We start from the raw sequence: 19,640 nt of genomic DNA, 5'->3' as shown, positions 1-19,640 counted from the left end.
GACCCAGTGAGGGTCGCCGTCGCGTCCCGCGGTCTTCCGGAGTGGGGGCTGCCGCCTTTCGGGCGTGGCGGCAGCATTCCCGCGATGACGATGTCATCGCAGGAACGCCGCCGCGACGCCCGCATCGACCGGCACGTGCAGCCCGGTCGTGTGCGAGAAGTCGGACGTGCAGAGCGCGAACACGGCGTTGGCCACGTTCTCGGGGACGACCTCGCGCTTGAGGATCGTGCGCTGGGCGTAGAACTTGCCCAGGTCCTCCTCCTCGATGCCGTAGGTCTTGGCGCGGTTCGCGCCCCAGCCCGACGCGAAGATGCCGGAGCCGCGCACGACGCCGTCGGGGTTGATGCCGTTGACCTTGATGCCGTGCTCGCCGAGCTCGGCGGCCAGCAGGCGCACCTGGTGGGCCTGGTCGGCCTTGGTGGCCGAGTACGCGATGTTGTTCGGGCCGGCGAACACCGAGTTCTTCGACGAGATGTAGATGATGTCGCCGCCGAGCTTCTGGTCGACGAGCACGCGGGCCGCGGCCTTCGAGACGAGGAACGAGCCCTTCGCCATCACGTTGTGCTGGAGGTCCCAATCGGCGACGGTGGTGTCGAAGAGCGACTTCGAGAGCGAGAGGCCGGCGTTGTTGACGACGAGGTCGAGTCCGCCGAACGCGAGCACGGTGGCGTCGATCGCCGCCTGCACGGCGGCCTCGTCGGAGACGTTCGCGGCGAGCCCGACGGCGACGTCCGTGGATCCGAGCTCGGCCGCGGCGGCCTGCGCCTTCGCGAGGTCGAGGTCGGCGATGACGACGCAGGCGCCCTCGGCGGCCAGGCGGGTGGCGATGGCCTTGCCGATGCCGGAGGCGGCTCCGGTCACGAGCGCGATGCGGGAGGCGAGCGGCTTGGGCTTCGGCATCCGCTGCAGCTTCGCCTCCTCGAGCGCCCAGTACTCGATGCGGAACTTCTCGGCCTCGTCGATGGGCGCGTAGGTCGAGATCGACTCGGCGCCGCGCATCACGTTGATGGCGTTGACGTAGAACTCGCCGGCGACGCGGGCGGTCTGCTTGTTCGCTCCGTACGAGAACATGCCCACGCCCGGAACGAGGACGATCAGCGGGTCCGCGCCGCGGATCGCGGGGCTCTCGGGCGTCGCGTGCGCGTCGTAGTAGGCCTGGTAGTCGGCGCGGTACGCCTCGTGCAGCGCGGGGAGGCGCTCGAGGATCTCCTCGACGGAGGCGGTCGCGGGCAGGTCGACGACCAGCGGCTTCACCTTGGTGCGGAGGAAGTGGTCGGGGCAGGAGGTGCCGAGGGCGGCCAGGCGCGGGTGCTCGGCGCTCGCGAGGAAGTCGAGGACCTCGGACGAGTCGGTGAAGTGGCCGACGCGGGGGCTGTCGTGCGAGGCGACGGCGCGCAGGTGCGGGGCGAGGGCGGCGGCCTTGGCGCGGCGCTCCTCCTCGGGCAGGGCGGCGTAGCCCTCGAGGGCGGGGCCGAAGGGCTCCGGAGCGCCGTGCTCGGCGATGTACGCGGCCGCGGTCTCGATGATGCGGAGCGAGTTCGCCTCCGCCTCCTCGCTCGTGTCGCCCCAGGCGGTGATGCCGTGGCCGCCGAGGATCGCGCCGATCACTCCGGGGTTCGCGTCCTTGATCGCCGCGATGTCGAGGCCGAGCTGGAAGCCGGGACGGCGCCACGGGACCCAGGCGACGGTGCCGCCGAAGGCCTCGGCGGTGAGCTTCTCGCCGTCGGCCGCGGTCGCGAAGGCGATGCCGGAGTCGGGGTGCAGGTGGTCGACGTGCGCGGCGTCGACGAGACCGTGCATGGCGGTGTCGATCGAGGGGGCGGCGCCGCCCTTGCCGTGGAGCGTGTAGTCGAAGGCGGCGACCATCTCGTCCTCGCGGTCGAGGCCGGGATAGACGTTCACGAGCGCGCGGAGGCGGTCGAGGCGGAGGACGGCGAGGCCGGACTCCTTCAGGGTGCCGAGGTCTCCTCCGGAGCCCTTGACCCAGAGCAGCTCGACGGGCTCGCCGGTGACGGGGTCGGTCTCGACGCCCTTCGCGGAGGTGTTGCCCCCGGCGTAGTTCGTGTTCTTCGGATCGGCGCCGAGGCGGTTCGAGCGGGCGATGAGCTCCGCGGCGGTCGAGGACGATGCCATGACTTCTCCGTCTGATTGAACGAACTTGTTAACTGTTACAGAAGCTAACAGGGTGGGCGGTCCGGGTCAACGGCGGGGAGGTGTCGGCTGGCGAACGGGCGCGGAGCGGTGCGCGGACGGACCTGGTGCGCGTCCCCTGGTGAGCCCGGTGTTCCGCGAGCGGGCCCGAGTCGGGCGTCGGGGGAGCGGGAGGGGCCGGTTCGCGTCCACTCGCGCACTGCGTGCTCCGCGACTCGGCGTGAACCGGGCGCTGGGGGCTCGGAGGAGCCCGGTTCGCGTCCACTCGCGCACTGCCCGGAACGCGACTCGGCGCGAAGCGGGCTCCGGGGGTTCGGGTGAGCCCGGTTCGCGTCCACTCGCGCGCCGCGCGACCCGCCAGTAGCCACGATCCGGGTGCTGGTGGCCCGGGCCAGCCCGCTTGGCGTCTCCTCGCGCGCGGCGTGATCCGCGACTCGGCGTGGACCGGGTGCCGGGGGCTCGGAGGAGCCCGGTTCGCGTCCACTCGCGCACCGCCCGATCCGCGACTCGGCGCGAAGCGGGCGCTGGAGCCGTGGGCGAACCCGTCCCGCGACCACTCGCACTCTCCGCCGACCCGGCCGGACGGCGGATCCGCGCCTCCGTGGTGGTCAGCGCAGCTCGACCAGCGCGCGGAACGGCTCCAGCCGCGCGTCCGACGGAGCGAGCTCGGTCACCATGACGCTGATCGCGTCCCAGTCGAGTGCCCGGGCGAGCGCCGAGCGCTCGAGCTTGGTCGAGTCGACCAGCAGCACCGTCTCGGTCGAGGCGGAGACGAACACGCGCTTGACCTGCGCCTCCTGCAGGGTGACCTCGCTGGTGCCCTCCCTCGAGACGGCGGAGGCGGAGGTGAAGAAGCGGTCGTAGTGCAGCTCGGCGGCGCTCGAGCAGGCGAGCGGTCCGACGAAGCTGTCGGTCTCCTCCTCCAGCTCGCCGCCGATGAGCAGCACCCGCGCCCTTGTGGTCCGGGCCGAGGCGTGGTTCTCGAGCGAGTTCGTGGCGACGAGCAGGCGTGGGGACTCGGCGGCGGCGCTCAGCAGAGTGCCGGCGGTGGAGGAGGCGTCGACGGCGATGGCGCCGGAGGCGGGCACCAGGTCGACGGCCTTCCTCGCGATCTCGCGCTTCGCGGCGGCTCCAGCGGCGAGGCGCTCGGCGAAGGGGCGCGGACGCAACGCCGGCACCGCCCCTCCGCGGACCCGGCTGAGCCGGCCCTCGGCCTCGAGATCGGCGAGGTCGCGGCGCACGGTCATGGTCGAGACGTCGAGCTCGGCGGCCGCCTCGTCGAGACGCACGGCGCCGTCGCGCTCGAGGAGCCCGATCAGGCGCGCTCGCCGCTCCGCCGAGTCCACCGTGGCCATGCCGCTCCCGTCCGCGGCGCGTCGGCGCCCGCGGCCTCGAGCGTATCGCCCACCGGGAGCACGCCCCCGGGGCCCGGTTCGCGGAGCCTCGGCCTCGCGGGGGTGCTGGCGCCCGACGGAGCTCGGCCCCCACTCGCGGCTGAGGTTCTGCGAACGAGCGGGATCGCCTAGCCGGAGGTGCGCCCGGTGCCGTCGGTCGACACGTCGGCCGCCGCTCCCAGCCGCTCGTCGGCCGGCACGTCGACCGCCGCTCCGGACCGCTCCTCGGCCGACCGGCGCCGACGGGCCCGCTCGCGGCCGATGACGACCGCCACGAGCCCGGCGCACACGACCGCGATCACCGCGACGGCGCCTCCCGGCCCGATCGACGGGGCGAGGGCCGGCGCCGCGAGCACTGCGGCCGCGGCGGGCAGCACGACCCCGGCGTGCAGGGGCTGCCTGCTGCCCAGCGGAGCATGCACCAGCCACATCAGCAGCAGGTAGGCGGCCACGGGCACCGCGACCGCCGCTCCGAGCACGACCTCCGAGACCTCGAGATGCCCGGCCGTCGCGGCGACCGACGCCTCCAGACCGGACCCCAGTGCTGCGAGCGCCGCGAAGACGAGGAAGTGGGCGTAGCCCCACCGGTAGGACAGGCTCCGCCGCGCCTCGAGGAGCTCGCCCGAGGGGTGCAGGTACGACAGCCACCACAGGGCGAAGACGAGGACGAGGGCCGCCAGCGACACGAGGACGAGCGGCGAGCTGACCCCCCGCTCCGCGAGTGATCGCTGCATCCCGGTCACCGCCGCGAGCACACCCTCGCCCAGCAGGATGATCGTGAACAGCCCGTACCGCTCGGCGATGTGATGCGGATGCCAGCTCGGCTCGCCCGCCCGGGCGGCGTACAGGGGGACGCAGAGCTCGAGCGCCGCCAGCAGGACGAAGCTCGCGACCCCGGTCTGCTCGGGGAGCAGCAGCCGCAGCAGCCAGCCGGCCTGGACGAGAGTGAAGCCGACCGCGCTGCGGAGGGCGGATCGCCGATCGGCCGGCGAGGACATCGCCACGCGGACCCACTGCGCGACCAGTGCCAGCCTCATCACGGCGTACCCGACGGTGATGGCGGTGAAGTCCCCCGCCTCGAACGCCGACGGCACCCCCGCGGCGAGCACCAGGACTCCCGCCATCTGCGCGAGGGTCAGCAGGCGGTACGGCACGTCATCGGTGTCGTAGCCGGAGGCGAACCAGGTGAAGTTCATCCAGGCCCACCAGATCGCGAAGAAGACCATGCCGAACGGCAGGAGCGTCTCGGCGGCGTGGCCCTCCTCGACCGCGTGGGCGAGCTGCTGCACGATCTGGGCGATCGCGACCACGAACGTCAGGTCGACGAGCAGTTCGAGCGGGCTCGCCGCTCGATGCTGCTCGTCGACGGAGCGCGGGCGCATCCGGACGACGAGGGGGAGGACTGCGCCTGTCACGGGGTGCTCCTTCGGGGGCGGGAGGTGGGAGAGGGCATGCGGTCATCCTGCACCTCGTGGCCCTCCCGTTGCGGGAGTGCGCGGGCCCCGGTGCAGGAGCGCGGCGGAACCCGGCCTGTGAGGGGAGCGGGACGTCGTGGCGATCGGATCGCTCCGCCTGCGCGAGTACGCCGCCTCCGCGTCTGTCAACGCCCTCCAGCTGCGCCCGCCCGCGGTTCTACTGTGGCCGCGTGATGGAGAAGAGCGGACGGATCCCCGCGGTGCTCGTGCTCGTGCTCGCCCTGGCGGGCTGCTCCGGGCCCGACACGACGGCGGCCGAGAGCACGGCCGCCGCCTTCGAAGCGGCGCTCGCGCAGGGCGACGCCGAGACGGTGTGCGCGCTGCTGACCCCGCAGGCCGCCGCGGCCGTCGCGGAGGAGGAGGGCGCGGACTGCGCTCAGGCGATCACCTCGCTCGGCCTGACGGCGGGCCGCGGCGACCCGCGCGCCGAGGCCTACGGGCAGGGGGCGATCGTGGAGCTCGACGGCGACACCGTGTTCCTGGCGGCGAGCGGCGACGGCTGGCGCGTCCGCGCGGCGGGCTGCGGGGCGACGGCGGAGGACGCCCCCTTCGACTGCAGGATCGACGGTTCGTGATGCGCGCCGTCTTCACCGGCTGCCTGACCCTCGTCTCGGTGGGCCTGGTCTACTTCGTCGCTCTGGGGGTGCTGCACCGGTGACCGCCGTGCTCCGCGAGGCGCGGACGGCGGCGCCCGCGCACTCCTTCCTCCGCGACAACTCGCTGACGCTCGTCTTCGCCGGACTCTTCCTCCTGAGCCTGGCGGGGCAGTCGGTCGCGGGGCTGCTCTCGTACCGGCAGGAGCTGCAGGCCGCAGGGCTCGAGCCGGTCGACTGGCTCCGCTACGTGACGTCGTCGAGCTTCGCGGGCGACGTCGCCGAGAACTGGCAGTCGGAGTACCTGCAGTTCTTCCTCTACATCGCCGCGACCGTGTGGTTCGTGCAGCGCGGCTCCTCGGAATCGAAGAAGGTGTCCGAGCGGGGTCCGGGGACCGACGAGGAGCAGCGGGTGGGGGAGCATGCGGAGGAGTCGTCGCCCGGCCCTGCGAAGGCGCCGCCCGGTCTCCGTCGCTGGGTCTACTCCCACTCCCTGCTGCTGGTGATGGGCGCGATCTTCCTCGGCTCGTGGTTCGCGCAGTCGGTGACCGGCGCCGTCGCCTACTCCGAGCAGCAGCTCATGGACCTGTCCGCGCCGGTCTCGTGGGCGGAGTACCTGGTCAGCTCCGACTTCTGGAACCGCACGCTGCAGAACTGGCAGTCCGAGTTCCTGGCGGTCGGCAGCATGGCCGCGCTCTCGGTGTACCTCCGCGAGCGCGGGTCGCCGGAGTCGAAGGCCGTCGGGGCCCCGCACGCCGAGACGGGCGGGGCCGAGTAGGGCGGTGCTGGTCAGCCCGCCCGGACGGCCTCGACGTCGAGCACCCAGGTGACGCCGAAGCGGTCGCGGAGCATCCCGTAGAGCGGGGCCCACGAGGCGGGGGCCAGCGGGGCGACGATCGCGGACCCCTCCGACAGCGCCTCCCAGTAGCGGGTGATCTCGTCGGCGTCGGCGCCGCGCACCGAGACGAAGACGGGGATCGTGCCGGGGTCGTACGGGGTGCGCGACGGCACGTCGTAGGCCATGACGTGGAATCCGGCCTCGGAGACGACCTGGCCGAACGAGAGCTGGTCCGCCTCGGCGGGATCGGTCACGGCGTGGGCGTCGGCGTAGGTGAAGGCGTCGAGCCGTCCGCCGAAGACCGACCGGTAGTACTCGAGCGCCGCACGGGCGTCTCCGCGGAAGTTCAGGTGGGTGGTGGTGGTGATGCTCATGTCGCTCCTCGTGATCGGCCGGGACGTCCTCCCGGTGATGCTCACGCTGCCAGGGGAAGCGGACGGATCCTGTCCTCTTCTCGATATACGCTTCGTGACATGGCTTCTCCCAGTGCTCGGATGCTGCAGCTGCTCTCCCTCCTGCAGCTGCGGCGGGACTGGCCGGGCGCCGTGCTCGCCGAGCGGCTGGACACGACACCCCGGACGGTGCGGCGCGACGTCGACCGGCTGCGCGAGCTGGGCTACCGGATCCGCGGTGCGAAGGGGCCCGACGGGGGCTACCGGCTGGAGGCCGGGTCGGAACTGCCGCCGTTCCTGTTCGACGACGATCAGGCGCTGGCGCTCGCAGTGGCGCTGAGGTCGGCTCCGCTGACGGGGACGGGGCTCGAGGAGGCGTCGGCGCGCGCGCTCGCCACGCTGCGGCAGGTGCTGCCGCAGCGAGTGGCGCGCCGGCTCGACGCCCTGCGGTTCACGACGGCGCCCGCGGCGGGGCCGACGGTCGCTCCGGAGGTGCTGGTCGCCGTCTCGACGGCGGTGCGGGCGTCGGAGGAGCTGCGGTTCGCGTACTCGGGAGCGCGGCGGCGGGTCGAGCCGCACCACCTCGTGGCCCGGCAGGGGCGCTGGTACCTGATCGCGTTCGATCTCGAGCGCGAGGACTGGCGGGTGTTCCGCGCCGATCGTGTCGGATCCCCTCTGCCGTCGGGTGCCCGCTTCGTGCGCCGAGCGGTGCCGGGAGGAGGGCCGGCCGCGTTCCTGACCGCGCGGTTCCGCGGATCGGAGGACGGAGCGTGGCCGTGCGTCGGGAGCGCGGTGCTGCGGGCGCCGGCCTCCGCGGTGCTGCCGTTCGCCGAGGAGGTCGAGGATCTCGGCGACGGGAGCTGCCGGGTGAGGGCCGGATCGTGGTCGTGGGAGGCGCTCGCGGCGTCGTTCGGGCGCTTCGGTGCGGAGCTGGGCGAGGCGGAGCCGCGGGAGCTGGCCGCGGCGTTCGAGGTGCTGGGGCGGCGGTTCGCGGCGGTGGGTGCGGGCTCGAACTCGGCGGAGACTCCTCCACAGGCCTGATTCCGCGCCGGGCTTCCCGGATGCGGGAGAGAGGTGACCATACTCGAATGGGTTCGGGCATACGGTTCCGGCACTGCTCCACCGGGCAGCCCGCCCCGCCGGCGGTCCACCTCTGCTGAACGGAATCCCCATGCCCCTCTCGCTCACGTCGCCCTCGTTCTCCCGCGCGCCCGGATCCCGCCGCTCCTTCGTCGCCGCCCTCGCGCTCGCGGGCACGATGCTCGTCGCACCTGCCGCGGCGGCGGCCTACACGACCGCGTATCCGGAGGGAGGCACCTGGTACTACGGCGTGAGCAACGGCACCGTGCTGTCCTCCTACAACCACCCGTCGCGCAGCCACCGTGCATCGGTCGACAACGGCAGGATCCACCGCTCCGCGTGCAAGGGGCGGAACGTCCCCGCCTCCGTCAGCGCGCCTGCGCGGCCCTTCATCGTGGATCGCGCTTACTACGCGTTCTGCTGATCCCCGTCCCCTCGACGGGCGGAGCCTGCGCTCCGCCCGTCCTCGTCCCCTGGAGGGCCCTGTGAGAAGCAGAAGCGTCATCGTGGGCGCCGTGCTGGCGGTCGTCCTGTCGGCGGTCTTCGCCGTCCTCTTCGTCAGAGCGTTCGACGCCCGCGGGCCGATCTGGAACGGAGGGTGGCAGCTGCGCATCTCGGGAGACGCCGAGCCGACCGTCCCGGCCGCAGAGCTGTACGGCGAGCTCGTCGCGCTCGCCGATGCCCGAGGGCTCGACGTCGTCCGATTCGCGGAGGACGCCGACGACCCGGCCGGAGTGCGCCATCTGTTCGTCACCGGCGCAGGCGAGGCCGCCGATCTGCTCCGCGACGGCTACCGGTCCGTCGACACGTCGATGACCACCACGGTGGCGCCGCTCGTCGAGCTCGGCCACCTCGACGTGCGGGGCGCCTATCTGGTCGGCGGCGACCGCGCCGATGCGGAGGCGGTGCTCGCTGTGATCGAGGCGGGCGGCTGGCCCGGAGAGGTCGATCCCTACCCGTCGAGTGTCGACATCGACACCTTCCGCGAGTACGGGGACCTCATGCGAGCGCTCACGGTGGCGGTCCTCGGGGTCGTGATCCTCATCGGAGCCGGCACCGTTCTGCGCAGCAGGGCGCACGGTGTCCAGCGACTGCACGGCGCGGGCTTCGCGGGGATCCTCATCGGCGAGTGGAGACGGCTCATCGCCCCCGTGACGGTTCTCTCGACGGCGGGCCTGGCGGCGGTGGCGCTCGTGACGGCGGTGCAGAACGGCTTCGCGCAGGCGCCGACGGTCGTCGGGCTCTTCACCGACATCCTCGGCGTCTTCGTCCCTGCGGCGCTCGCCGCCCACATCGCGGGAATCGCGCTCACCGACGGTCGTCGTCTCGTCGACCAGGTCAAGGGCGAGATCGACGGCTGGTGGGTGCTCGTCGGGGTGTACGCGGTCCGCATTCCGGCGGTCCTCGTGCTCCTGGCCGTCGTCGCCGCGCTGGGGCAGAGTGCCCGGGTCGCCGAGCTCGAGAACAGGACGCGGGAGTTCTGGGCCTCGGCGCAGGACGCGGTCGTGCTCGGCCTCGGCGGGTACGCCGGCGAGATCGACTTCCGCGAAGCGACCCCCGCCTTCGCCGATCTCGTGTCCGCCGAGGCGGCCTCCGGCAGGGTGATCCTCGCCGAGCCGACCCTCGGCCTGGAGCCGGGCGTCCTCCTCGTGAACGACGGATACCTCCGCGCGGTCGAGGTGCTGGACGCCGCGGGAGCGCGCATCAGCGAGGCGCCCGACGACGTGATCACCGTTCTCGAACCGGAGGGAGCGCCCGCCACCAGGATCCGGGCCGTCCTCGAGGAGGTCGGGGAGTGGCAGTCGATCCAGGCGGGGGTCTCGGTCCCCGCGCCCGCCACCGACGACCTCGTCCTCGACGAGCGGCCGATCCGCGCCGGGCAGGTGCTTCCCACCTTCCGCAGCTTCGACGTCGACGTCCTCGCCCGGGAGACCGCGCTGCGTGATCCGATCGTCGTCGTCCTGCCGTCGATCGACGCGTACGCCCCGTCCGAGGTCCTGTCGGCGATTACCCGGGGCACCGTGATGTTCACCGATCCGGAGGCGCTGCCCGATGCTCTCGACCAGCGCGGCCTCACCGACCAGGTCGTGTCGATCACTCCCGTCGCCTATCAGGCGAACGAGCAGTACCAGCGGGCGCTCGGCACGCTCTCGATCAACGTGATGGGGCTCGTCAGCGGGGTGGTCGTGGTCCTGCTCACCGGGCTCGTGTCCGCGATGGTGATCGCCGAGAAGGACCGGCGGCGGGCGTTCGTCCACCGCATCGCCGGGCTCCCTCCGCTGTCGGCGCACCGGAGCGGTCTCGCTCTCGAGGGCGTGCTCCTGCTGGGTGCGGTCACCGTCGCCGTCGTGCCCATGTGGCTCCGCGATCCCCGCGACGTCCGGACCGTCCTCGACCTCGGCACGGTCGACACCGAGGAGTTCGTCCTCGAGCAGTCGCTGCTCGCGCTCGGCGTGACCGCGCTCAGCTCGGTGCTGCTCGTCGCCTGCCTCGCCCTCGCCCGCCGTCGCGCCGCCCGCCCGCGGTCCGACGACTCCTGACCGTCCGTCCCGGCCCGCCTCTCGAAAGGACTCCCGTGATCCACGCCACCGCCCTCACCAAGGGCTTCGCCCGCCGCCGCCTCTGGACCGGCGTCGACGTCTCCGTCCCCTCGGGCGGCAGTCTCGCGCTCACCGGCGCGAGCGGCAGCGGCAAGTCCACGCTCCTCAACTGCCTCGGCCTGCTCGACGCCCCCGATTCGGGCTCCATCGAGGTCGACGGGGAGGAGCTCACCCGGCTGCGAGCCGGCGGGCGGAGGCGGTTCCGGAGGCACCGCCTCGGCTACCTCTTCCAGAACTACGCCCTCGTCGACACCGCGACGGTCGAGCAGAATCTCGCTCTCGCTCTCGGCGAGCGGCGCGGCCGAGCCGGCCGCTTCGAGGGCGCCCTCGACCGGGTCGGCCTCGGCGGGCGGAGCCGGGAGCGGGTGTCGCGGCTCAGCGGCGGCGAGCAGCAGCGCGTCGCCCTGGCCCGGCTCCTGGTGAAGAGCCCGACCGTCGTGCTGGCCGACGAGCCCACGGGCGCCCTCGACGCCGGCAACTCGGCGATGGTCCTCGACGTGCTGGCCGAGCTCGCGGGGCACGGCGCGAGCGTCGTCGTCGCCACCCATGACGAGGCGGTGGCCGCGTGGTGCGACGACCGCCTGCACCTCACGTCGCCGTGACGACCGCTGACGAGCCGGCGTCACTGCACCCCGTGGGCACCCTCGTAGGTCAACGACTCCAGCACCGTCGCTCCGATCAGCGTCTGCAGCCCCAGCACCCGCCCGGTGAACCCGCCCGCGACCTCCGTCGAGAGGTAGCGGCCGTCGAGCACCGCGAGGCGCTCGTATCCTGCGCCGTCGTCGACGCCGAGCTCGACGTCGTCCGGCCCGCCCGTCGCGGCCGGGACGCTCGCGAGCACCAGGGTCACCGGCCCCGGTGCGCGGCCGCGGTGCGCGACGGCGGATTCGAGGGGCCCGATCCTCGCCCGCGCGGCGACGCCCGTCGCGTCGACGTCGATCCCGTACCAGTGCGAGTCGTCGAGACGCAGCAGGAAGCGGAACGAGCCGTCTCCGGGGTCGATCCGGCAGCGTGCACGCCAGTGCTCGTCAGGTATCCGCGTCGCGAGCATCCCGCTGGAACCGTCCGCCTCGATGGTCGCGACCAGCTCGGTGCGCCCTCCGGCGGTCTGCAGCACGCGCTCCGGAACGGTGTTGGGCGAGACCCAGCGCGGCCCGAGCGGCAGGGCGAACGACTCCGTGAAGGTGCGGTCGACGGGATCGCCCGTGAACCGGTCGGGCACGACGACCGGCCAGTCGTCGACCCAGTCGACGCCCGCGAGGAACGTCTCGCGACCGTTCACGTGGAACATGGGAGTGATCCCGCGCGGGCGCACCCCGAGGAAGACCATCGCCCACTCGCCGTCCGGCCCCTCGACCAGGTCGGCGTGCCCGGTGTTCTGCACGGGCAGTGTGGTGCTGCGGTGGGTGAGGATCGGGTTCGAGGGATCGCCCTCGAACGGCCCCGAGATACTGCGCGAGCGCGAGACGGACGCGCAGTGCCCGCGCTCCGTGCCACCCTCGGCGACCACGAGGTACCACCAGCCCGCGCGGGAGTAGAGGTGCGGCGCCTCCGGGAACGCCAGGCCCGTGCCCGACCAGACCGGTCGCGGCGTCTCGAGGAGTGTGCCCGTCGCAGTGTCGAGGCGGGCCTGCACGATCCCCGAGAGCGGACCCGTGCCGCACCACGTCAGGAAGCAGGCGCCGTTCTCGTCCCACGCGAGATCCGGGTCGATGCCCGGAGCGCCGACGACGCGCACCGGATCGGACCAGGGGCCGCCGGGGTCGTCGGCCGTGACCAGGACGTGCCCGGACGAGGGCCCCGACACGTCAGTGGTGATCATCCAGAAGCGGCCGTCGTGGTGCCGCAGCGTGGGCGCGTAGATGCCGCGGCTGCCGCCTCCGCCGGGGGCCAGCTGCGAGGGCCGATCGAGGACGTTGCCCAGCAGCGTCCACGACCGCAGGTCGCGGCTCCGGAGGATCGGGACACCGGGGAAGTACTCGAACGAGGAGGTGACGAGGAAGTAGTCCTCGCCGACGCGGCAGATGCTCGGGTCCGGGTGGAACCCCGGCACGATCGGCACCTGGGTCGTGGTGAGGGCGGAGGCGTTCTCCAGGACCGTCACTTGATCCCCACCGCCGCGATGCCCTGGATGAAGTACCGCTGCAGTGCGACGAAGAGCAGGAGGATCGGTGTCAGCACGAGCACCGAGCCGGCCAGCAGGATCCCGTAGTTCGTCGCGTTCTGCCCGGTCGAGTAGAGCGAGAGGGCGACCGGGAGCGTGTACATGTCCTCGGACTGCGCAGCGACGAGGGGCCAGAGGAAGTTGTTCCACGAGCCGAGGAAGGTCAGGATCGCGAGGGTCGCCAGGGCGGGTCCGCACAGCGGCAGGACGATCCGCGTGAAGATCCGCACTTCGCCGGCACCGTCGATCCGCGCGGCTTCGAGCAGGGCGTCGGGGATCCCCATGATGAACTGCCGCATCAGGAACACTCCCATCGGTCCGGCCAGGAACGGCAGGATCAGCGCCGCGTACGTGCTGATCAGCCCCAGCTTGCTCACGACCACGAAGAGCGGGATGAAGGTCACGATGCCCGGCACCATCAGCGTGATCATCACCAGCGCGAAGATCACCTTCTTGCCGGCGAAGTCGATCTTGGCGAGCACGTACCCGACCATCGAGCAGAACAGCAGGTTGCCGAGCACGGTGAACAGCGCCACCACGGTGCTGTTCACGAAGAACCGGCCGATGTCGAGGCGGGTGAACCACGCGACGAGGTTGTCGAGCGTCGCGTCCTCGGGCCACCAGGTGATCGGGCGCTGCAGCAGCTCGGCGTTCGTCTTGAACGCGCCGAGGAACATCCAGACGAACGGAGTGAGGGTCACGATCAGCGCGACGGCGAGCACGACGTAGGTCAGCACGCGACCGGGACGGATCGGACGGCGGCGGCGCGCGGGCTGCGGGACGGGCTCGGGCGGCCGGTCCGACGAGGCTCCGAGCGGAGCGGTCCGCGGGGCGCGGACGGGAGTGGTGGTCATGGCGTCAGTCCTTGGATCGGAAGGCGCGGAACTGCACGAGGCTCAGCAGCGCGATGGCGACGAAGAGGATGTAGCTCGAGGCGGAGGCGAGACCGAAGTTGCCGAACCCGAACTGGTTGTAGGTGAAGTAGCTGATCGACAGCGTCGAGTCCAGCGGTCCGCCCTTGGTCATGACGAACGGCTCCTCGAAGAACTGCAGGAAGCCGACGGACAGCAGGACCGCGCCCAGGAGGAGGGTCGGCCGCAGGATCGGCAGGGTCACCCGGACGAAGCGCTGCCACGGGTTCGCCCCGTCCACCTCGGCCGCTTCGAGCACGTCCTGCGGCACGTTCTGCAGACCTGCGAGGAAGAGCACCATGAGCGTCCCGACGCTGCGCCAGACCGCCATCAGGATCATCGCGGGCATCGCCCAGGCGGGATCGCCGAGCCAGTTCGGACCCGTGATGCCGATCGCTCCGAGCGCCGTGTTGAGGAGCCCGTCGGGCTGGAGGATGAATCTCCACACGACCGCGACCGCCACGATGCTCGTCACGACCGGCGCGTAGAACCCCACCCGGAACGCGGTGCGGAAGCGGGTGATGCCGCTGTTCAGCGCCACGGCCAGAGCCAGCGCGATGATCATCGTCAGCGGGATGCCCACGGCGACGAAGTAGACGGTGTTCACGAGCGAGCGGAGGAACCGCGGCGTCGAGAGCAGCGTCGTGAACTGCTCGAGGCCGACGAAGTCGACGCCGAACGGAGTCGCGATGTCGCGGTTCGTGAAGTCGGTGAACGACATCCCGAGCGAGGCGAGCAGCGGGAACACCATGAAGACCGCGAAGGAGGCCAGGAAGGGCAGCGCGAAGAGGTACGCCACCACCGTGGCGCGCCTGCGGGCGGGGTTCCGGCGGCGGTCGCCGACGCGCAGGGCGCCGGCGACCGCCGCGGGAGGCTGGACGGAGGTCACTGCCCGGTGCCCATCGCGTCCGCGGTCTCCTGAAGCGAGGCGAGGGCCTCGGCCGGGTCGGCGCCTCCGCGGTACACCTGCTCGATCAGGGTGTCGGCTGCCGCCGAGATCTCGGGCCAGACCGTGAGCGCGGGCAGGCCGCGCACGTCCTTCAGCTGCTCGCCGAAGACCGCGACGCGCGGATCCTCGGTGAGCGCCTGGTCCTCCCACGCCGAGGTCTGCGAGGGCAGGTCGCCGACGAGCTCGAACCACTCGGTCTGGGTCGACGGCTCGGACAGCCACTGGATCAGCTTCCAGGCGGCCTCCTTGTTCTCCGACTCCTCGAAGACGGCCAGGTTCGCGCCGGCGATCAGCGAAGTGCCGCTCGTGCCCACGGGCATCGGCGCGACCGAGAACTTGTCCTCGAAGCCGGGACCGCCCGCCTCCATGATCTGCCCGACGTCCCACGGGCCGCTCATCATCATGGGCACGGTCCCCGAGACGAGGTCGGCCGACGGGCCCGTCGTCGCGTCCGGGTTCTTCGAGGCGATGCCCTCGTCGAAGAAGCTCTTGAGGTACGTGACGGCCTCGAGCATCTCGGGGGAGTCGAGGGTCCACTCGGTGCCGTCGTCGTTCTGCAGTTCGGCGCCCTGCGACCAGGCGAAGGGCATGCCCGAGAGGAACGCGTTCCAACCGCCGGAGGGGAGGGCCACGCCGTACTGCGCGCCGTGGTCCTGGTAGGCCTTCGCCAGGGCCTTGAAGCCCTCGAAGTCGGTCGGGAAGGAGTCGAAGCCGGCCTCCTTCATGAGGTCGGTGCGGTAGAAGATCGCGCGGGTCTCGACGTACCACGGCACGCCGAGCACCGCATCGCCGATCTCGGTCGAGGCGACCGCACCAGGGAACATGCCGGAGGTGTCGATCTCGTCCGGCACCGGCGAGAGGGCGTCCGAGAAGGTCGGCATCCAGTCGGAGCCGAGCATGCCGATGTCGGGGGTGTTGCCGCCCGCGATCGCGGTCTGGTACTTGCTCTGCGCGGAGTCCCAGGGGACCGCGGTGACGGTCACGTCGAGGTCCGGGTTCTGCTTCTCGAACTCCTCGAGGAGCTCGGGCAGCGCCTCGCCCTCGGTGCCCTGGGCCCAGATGGTGAGCTCGCCCGTCGCGGGGCCGTCGGAGAGGCCCACTGCTTCGCCTGCGGCGGAGGAGGCGGCGCCGTCGCTGCGGCCGCAGCCGGTGAGCAGCAGGGCACTGCCGGCGAGCACCGCGATCCCGGCGAGGGAGGCGTGCCTGGAGAATCGGATCATCATCGTTCCTGTCTCGGGAGCCGCGTCGCTCCCGGTCGCTGTGGCGGGCGACGGCGAGGCCGTCGTGAAGAATCTAAGCGCTTTGATTTCTGAGCGCAAGAGCACGATCCGTGCACCGACGACCTCAGCGGCAGCCGCAGCTGCGCCGGATCGCGGGGACCGCCGCGAGGTCGGGCGCCGGAGCGGATCGGGCGGATCCGAGTACCGCGAGCAGAGCGCCGACCGCCGCGCGGCCGATCTGCTCCATCGGCTGCACCACAGTGCTCAGCGGAGGATCGACGAGCCGCCCCGCGACGATCCCGTCGAATCCCGTCACCGCGATGTCCTCCGGCACCCGCAGCCCCGCGAGACGGACGCGGTCGAGCACCACCACCGCCTCCTGGTCCGTCGAGCAGACGATCGCCTCGGGAGGCGTGTCGAGCAGGGTCGCGAGCGAGTCGAGCGTCGCCTCCGCGAACCCGGGGCGGCTGGGGCGCGCGTCCTCGGGGGAGAGCCCGGCTGCGCGGAGGGCGTCGACGTAGCCGTCGTAGCGCTGCCGGAACTCCGGCAGCACGGTGTCGCCGAGATAGGCGATGCGGCGGAGTCCGTGCGCGGCGATCAGGTGCGCGACCAGCTCGCGCATCCCCGTGCGGTTGTCGACCGGAACGGTCGCGACGCCCTCGACCCGCTCCTGTCCGCCCAGCTCCACGACGGGCAGCTTCGACGAGAGCGAGCGCAGCACGTCGAGCTCGAGCGCTCCCGCGAAGCTGATGAGCCCGTCGACGCGTCCGGCGATGTCGGTGACGGAGGGCGCGTGCGCGGTGCGACCGCCTCCTCCGATCATGAGGGCGAGTCCGCGGTCCCAGCACTCCAGCTGCACACCGCGCTGAACCTCGTCGACGTACAGGGGGAACAGGCGCGCGTCGTCATTGGCCGACGGATGCGGTCGCTCGTCGCCGCGCACGTGGAAGGATTGATCGACGAAGTAGTCGAACGAGTAGAGGCCGATGGCGCCGGTGCGCCCCTTGGCGAGGCCGCGTGCGCTGGCGCTGGGGATGTAGCCCAGATCGGATGCGGCGGCGAGGACCCCCTCGAGAGTGGCCGCCTTGACGCGGTGCGGCTGCGAGAAGGCGAACGAGACGGTCGCGATCGAGACGCCCGCGCGGGCCGCCACGTCGTAGACGGTCGGACGTTTCCCCACGGCTCCTCCTTCGCATCCGGGTGGACGGTACGAGGTACGAGCTTAGGAGCGACGTCACCCGGGGGCCGACCGGCGTCGCTCCCCGGACGGGGCGCCCTCAGAGCGCCACCGTCTCCCGCACCGCGGCGACCGCCGAGTGACGCCCCGGGCCCAGGGTGCGCGGCTCCGCGCCCTCGAGATCCAGCACCGCCGTCGTCCCGACCGGCACCTCGACCTCGACCCGCAGCTCGCAGTCCGCGAGGGACCAGGCGATCGACGCCCGTCCGTAGGGCGTGAGGTGCGCGGCGCTCGCCGAGGTGAGGCCGCCACCGGGCCGCGGCCGGAAGGCGATCGAGCGGTAGCCCGGCTCGGCCGGAGCGAGTCCCGCGACGACGCGGTGCAGCCAGTCCGCCACCGCCCCCAGCGCGTAGTGGTTGAAGGAGGTCATCGTTCCGGGGTTCACCGTGCCGTCCGGCAGCTGGCTGTCCCAGCGCTCCCAGATCGTCGTCGCGCCCTGCGTCACGGGGTAGAGCCACGACGGGCAGCCGCGCTCGAGCAGCAGGGCGTAGGCGCGCTCGGTCCAGCCCGTGCCCGACAGGGCGTCCGAGACGATCGGAGTGCCGACGAAGCCGGTCGAGATGCGGTCGCCCGCCGCGGCGACCAGCTCGGCGAGGCGGGCGCCGGCGGCCGGGCGCAGCTCCGCGGGCAGCAGCTCGAACTCGAGGGCGAGCGCGTACGCGGTCTGCGCGTCGCTGGTCATGCGTCCGTCCTCGTCGACGTAGCGGGCGACGAAGGCTGCGCGCACCTCCGCGGCCAGTGCCAGGAACCGTCGCGCGTCCTCCGCGCGGCCGAGCACCTCGGCGCTCTGACCGAGTCGGCGCGCGGAGTGGGCGAAGTACGCGGTCGCGACGAGGTGCCGATCGGTCTTGGCGTCCGCGGGATCCTGCGGCGGGGCGTCCGGGTCGAGCCAGTCCCCGAGCTGGAAGCCCTCGTCCCAGAGCCGCGTAGGTCCGGCCAGGCGCTCGACGAGCTCGACCCAGGCCTTCGCGCTGCCGTACTGCGCCTCGAGCACCCCCGTGTCGCCGAAGCGCTCGTAGAGCGTCCACGGCACGAGCACGGCGGCGTCGCCCCAGGCAGCTCCGGGGCGGATCGGCGTCCACATGTGGTGCGCCGGGATCACCGGCACGTACCAGGGCACGGTGCCGTCCGGCAGCTGCTCGGCCTCGACGTCGCGCAACCACGACGAGAGCATCCCCGAGACGTCGAAGAGGAACGAGGCGGTCGGTGCGAACACCTGGATGTCGCCCGTCCAGCCCACCCGCTCGTCGCGCTGCGGGCAGTCGGTGGGGATGTCGACCATGTTGCCGCGCATGCTCCAGAGCACGTTCTCGTGCAGGCGCTCGACGAGCGGATCGGAGCAGGCGAACCAGCCGGTGCGCTCGAAGTCGGTGTGCAGGACCCGCGCGACGACGTCGCCCGCGGCGACCGCCGCCTCCAGGTCGCCCGGCCAGCCCTCCACCTCGACGAACCGGAAGCCGTGGAAGGTGAACCGCGGCTCCCACTCCTCTCGGGCGCGTCCCGCGAGCGTGTAGACGTCGGTCGAGCGGGCGTCGCGCAGCGGGCGGGTGTAGAGCTCGCCGTCCTGCATGATCTCGGCCGTCCGCAGGGTGATTGTCGTGCCGCGCGGACCGCTCACCCGGATCCGCATCCGGCCCACCAGGTTCTGCCCCAGGTCGAGGACCCGGCGTCCGCTCGGGGTGCGCAGCACGGCCACGGGGCGCACCTCCTGGGTGCAGCGCACGGGCGGACCCTGAGGAGCCACGAGGGTCGCCGGGTCGCGCTCGGCGACGGCGACCGGCGCCCAGGCCGAGTCGTCGAAGCCGGGGGAGGACCAGCCCGCGCGCTCCTCGCGGGCGTCGTGCACCTCGCCGTCGTAGTTGCCCGAGAAGAGGATCGGACCGGTCGCGGCGCGCCAGGAGCGGTCGGTCGCGACGGTCTGCCTGCGGCCGTCGGCGTAGACGATCTCGAGCTGCGCGATCAGCGACAGGTCCGAGCCGTACAGGTTGCGGAACCCGCCCCGCCAGCCCAGCCGGCCCCGGTACCAGCCGTCGCCGAGCCACGAGCCGATCGCGTTGTGGCCGGTCGTCAGCGCGTCGGTCACGTCGTAGCTGTAGTAGCGCAGGCGGCTCGGGTAGGCGGTCCAGCCGGGCGAGAGGGTGTCGTCTCCGACGCGCGCGCCGTTGAGCTCGATCTCGTACATCCCGTGCGCGCTGGCGTAGAGCCTGGCCGAGGCGACCTCGCCGTCGACGACGAAGGAGCGGCGCACGAGCGGGGGTCGGCGGTCCGACTCCGGATCCTCGGGCCAGGGGGCGCCCACCGGCACCGCCACCCAGTCCTCGGGGTCGAGCAGCCCGGCCTCCACCGCGGTCGGGCGGCTCCACGGAGCGTCGTCGTCGCGGAGGCCGAAGACCCGCACGCGCACCTCGATCCGCTCCCGGCTAGCGAGCGGTGCGAACGGCCACGGCACGAGCACCGAGTCGGCGGAGTCGACGCGGATGCGCTCGACGACGCCCGCGGCGTCGCGGCGCTCGAGCTCGTACGACGCCTGGCGCCAGTCGTCGTGGGCCCTGCTCGTCCACGAGATCCGGGGGCGGCGCTCGCCGATACCGAGGGCCTCGCGGTGGTGCTCGATGCGGGGGGAGGAGGGGATGGCC

General features: G+C 72.5%; 16 protein-coding genes. 6 read left to right on the top strand and 10 right to left on the bottom strand.

Features of this window, described 5'->3' with window-relative positions; genetic code table 11:
- Positions 1-93 precede the first annotated feature (93 nt).
- The 3 genes from NB037_RS11155 to NB037_RS11145 all read right to left on the bottom strand — a co-directional run bounded on the left by NB037_RS11155 (position 94) and on the right by NB037_RS11145 (position 4,960).
- Complete coding sequence (locus tag NB037_RS11155; protein WP_251945739.1) at positions 94-2,133, bottom strand: bifunctional aldolase/short-chain dehydrogenase; 2,040 nt, start codon at positions 2,131-2,133, stop codon at positions 94-96.
- A gap of 626 nt (positions 2,134-2,759) precedes the next feature.
- Positions 2,760-3,506 carry a DeoR/GlpR family DNA-binding transcription regulator gene (locus tag NB037_RS11150; RefSeq protein WP_251945738.1) on the bottom strand — a complete coding sequence of 249 codons (747 nt, stop codon included), beginning with the start codon at positions 3,504-3,506 and terminating at the stop codon, positions 2,760-2,762.
- Positions 3,507-3,673: 167 nt separating this feature from the next.
- Complete coding sequence (locus NB037_RS11145; RefSeq protein ID WP_251945734.1) at positions 3,674-4,960, bottom strand: low temperature requirement protein A; 1,287 nt, start codon at positions 4,958-4,960, stop codon at positions 3,674-3,676.
- A gap of 230 nt (positions 4,961-5,190) precedes the next feature.
- Here NB037_RS11145 and NB037_RS11140 point away from each other — a divergent pair, with 230 nt between their 5' ends.
- Together NB037_RS11140 and NB037_RS11135 are read left to right on the top strand one after the other, a co-directional pair.
- Complete coding sequence (locus tag NB037_RS11140) at positions 5,191-5,595, top strand: hypothetical protein (protein WP_251945733.1); 405 nt, start codon at positions 5,191-5,193, stop codon at positions 5,593-5,595.
- A gap of 79 nt (positions 5,596-5,674) precedes the next feature.
- The gene (locus NB037_RS11135) at positions 5,675-6,391 is read left to right on the top strand and encodes a DUF6766 family protein (RefSeq protein WP_251945730.1); all 717 of its coding nucleotides are present in this window, start codon (positions 5,675-5,677) and stop codon (positions 6,389-6,391) included.
- Between the two features lie 11 nt (positions 6,392-6,402).
- On the opposite strand, the gene NB037_RS11130 is transcribed toward NB037_RS11135, so the two are convergent.
- Positions 6,403-6,825: a VOC family protein gene (locus NB037_RS11130; RefSeq protein ID WP_251945729.1), complete on the bottom strand. Its 423-nt coding sequence runs from the start codon at positions 6,823-6,825 to the stop codon at positions 6,403-6,405.
- 99 nt (positions 6,826-6,924) lie between these two features.
- Here NB037_RS11130 and NB037_RS11125 point away from each other — a divergent pair, with 99 nt between their 5' ends.
- From NB037_RS11125 to NB037_RS11110, 4 genes are all read left to right on the top strand, one after another.
- Positions 6,925-7,884, top strand: a complete 960-nt coding sequence (locus tag NB037_RS11125; RefSeq protein WP_251945728.1) for a helix-turn-helix transcriptional regulator — start codon at positions 6,925-6,927, stop codon at positions 7,882-7,884.
- Between the two features lie 130 nt (positions 7,885-8,014).
- Positions 8,015-8,347, top strand: a complete 333-nt coding sequence (locus NB037_RS11120) for a lactococcin 972 family bacteriocin (RefSeq protein ID WP_251945726.1) — start codon at positions 8,015-8,017, stop codon at positions 8,345-8,347.
- Between the two features lie 61 nt (positions 8,348-8,408).
- Entirely contained in the window at positions 8,409-10,463 is a 2,055-nt protein-coding gene (locus tag NB037_RS11115) for a bacteriocin-associated integral membrane family protein (protein ID WP_251945725.1), read from the top strand.
- Positions 10,464-10,498: 35 nt separating this feature from the next.
- Positions 10,499-11,125, top strand: a complete 627-nt coding sequence (locus tag NB037_RS11110; RefSeq protein ID WP_251945724.1) for an ABC transporter ATP-binding protein — start codon at positions 10,499-10,501, stop codon at positions 11,123-11,125.
- 20 nt (positions 11,126-11,145) lie between these two features.
- Here the strand turns inward: NB037_RS11110 and NB037_RS11105 are convergent, their stop codons facing one another.
- The 6 genes from NB037_RS11105 to NB037_RS11080 form a co-directional block, all read right to left on the bottom strand.
- Entirely contained in the window at positions 11,146-12,627 is a 1,482-nt protein-coding gene (locus NB037_RS11105; RefSeq protein WP_251945723.1) for a glycoside hydrolase family 43 protein, read from the bottom strand.
- The gene (locus NB037_RS11100) at positions 12,624-13,541 is read right to left on the bottom strand and encodes a carbohydrate ABC transporter permease (protein ID WP_251945721.1); all 918 of its coding nucleotides are present in this window, start codon (positions 13,539-13,541) and stop codon (positions 12,624-12,626) included. Before NB037_RS11100 ends, NB037_RS11105 begins: the two co-directional genes overlap by 4 nt.
- Positions 13,542-13,545: 4 nt before the next feature.
- Complete coding sequence (locus tag NB037_RS11095) at positions 13,546-14,487, bottom strand: carbohydrate ABC transporter permease (RefSeq protein ID WP_372490738.1); 942 nt, start codon at positions 14,485-14,487, stop codon at positions 13,546-13,548.
- On the bottom strand, positions 14,484-15,767 hold the full coding sequence (locus NB037_RS11090; protein ID WP_251945720.1) for an extracellular solute-binding protein: 1,284 nt from the start codon (positions 15,765-15,767) through the stop codon (positions 14,484-14,486). The genes NB037_RS11095 and NB037_RS11090 overlap by 4 nt, the downstream gene beginning before the upstream one ends.
- A gap of 124 nt (positions 15,768-15,891) precedes the next feature.
- Positions 15,892-16,947: a LacI family DNA-binding transcriptional regulator gene (locus NB037_RS11085; protein ID WP_251945718.1), complete on the bottom strand. Its 1,056-nt coding sequence runs from the start codon at positions 16,945-16,947 to the stop codon at positions 15,892-15,894.
- A 97-nt stretch (positions 16,948-17,044) separates the two neighbouring features.
- Positions 17,045-19,636 (bottom strand): family 78 glycoside hydrolase catalytic domain, encoded by a 2,592-nt coding sequence (locus NB037_RS11080; protein WP_251945760.1) that lies wholly within the window; start codon positions 19,634-19,636, stop codon positions 17,045-17,047.
- Between the last annotated feature and the right edge of the window lie 4 nt (positions 19,637-19,640).

Origin of the sequence: Rathayibacter rubneri (assembly GCF_023743255.1) — a bacterium.
In the GTDB taxonomy this organism is placed as follows: Bacteria; Actinomycetota; Actinomycetes; order Actinomycetales; family Microbacteriaceae; genus Rathayibacter; species Rathayibacter rubneri.
This window is presented reverse-complemented; position numbering and strand designations above follow the sequence as displayed.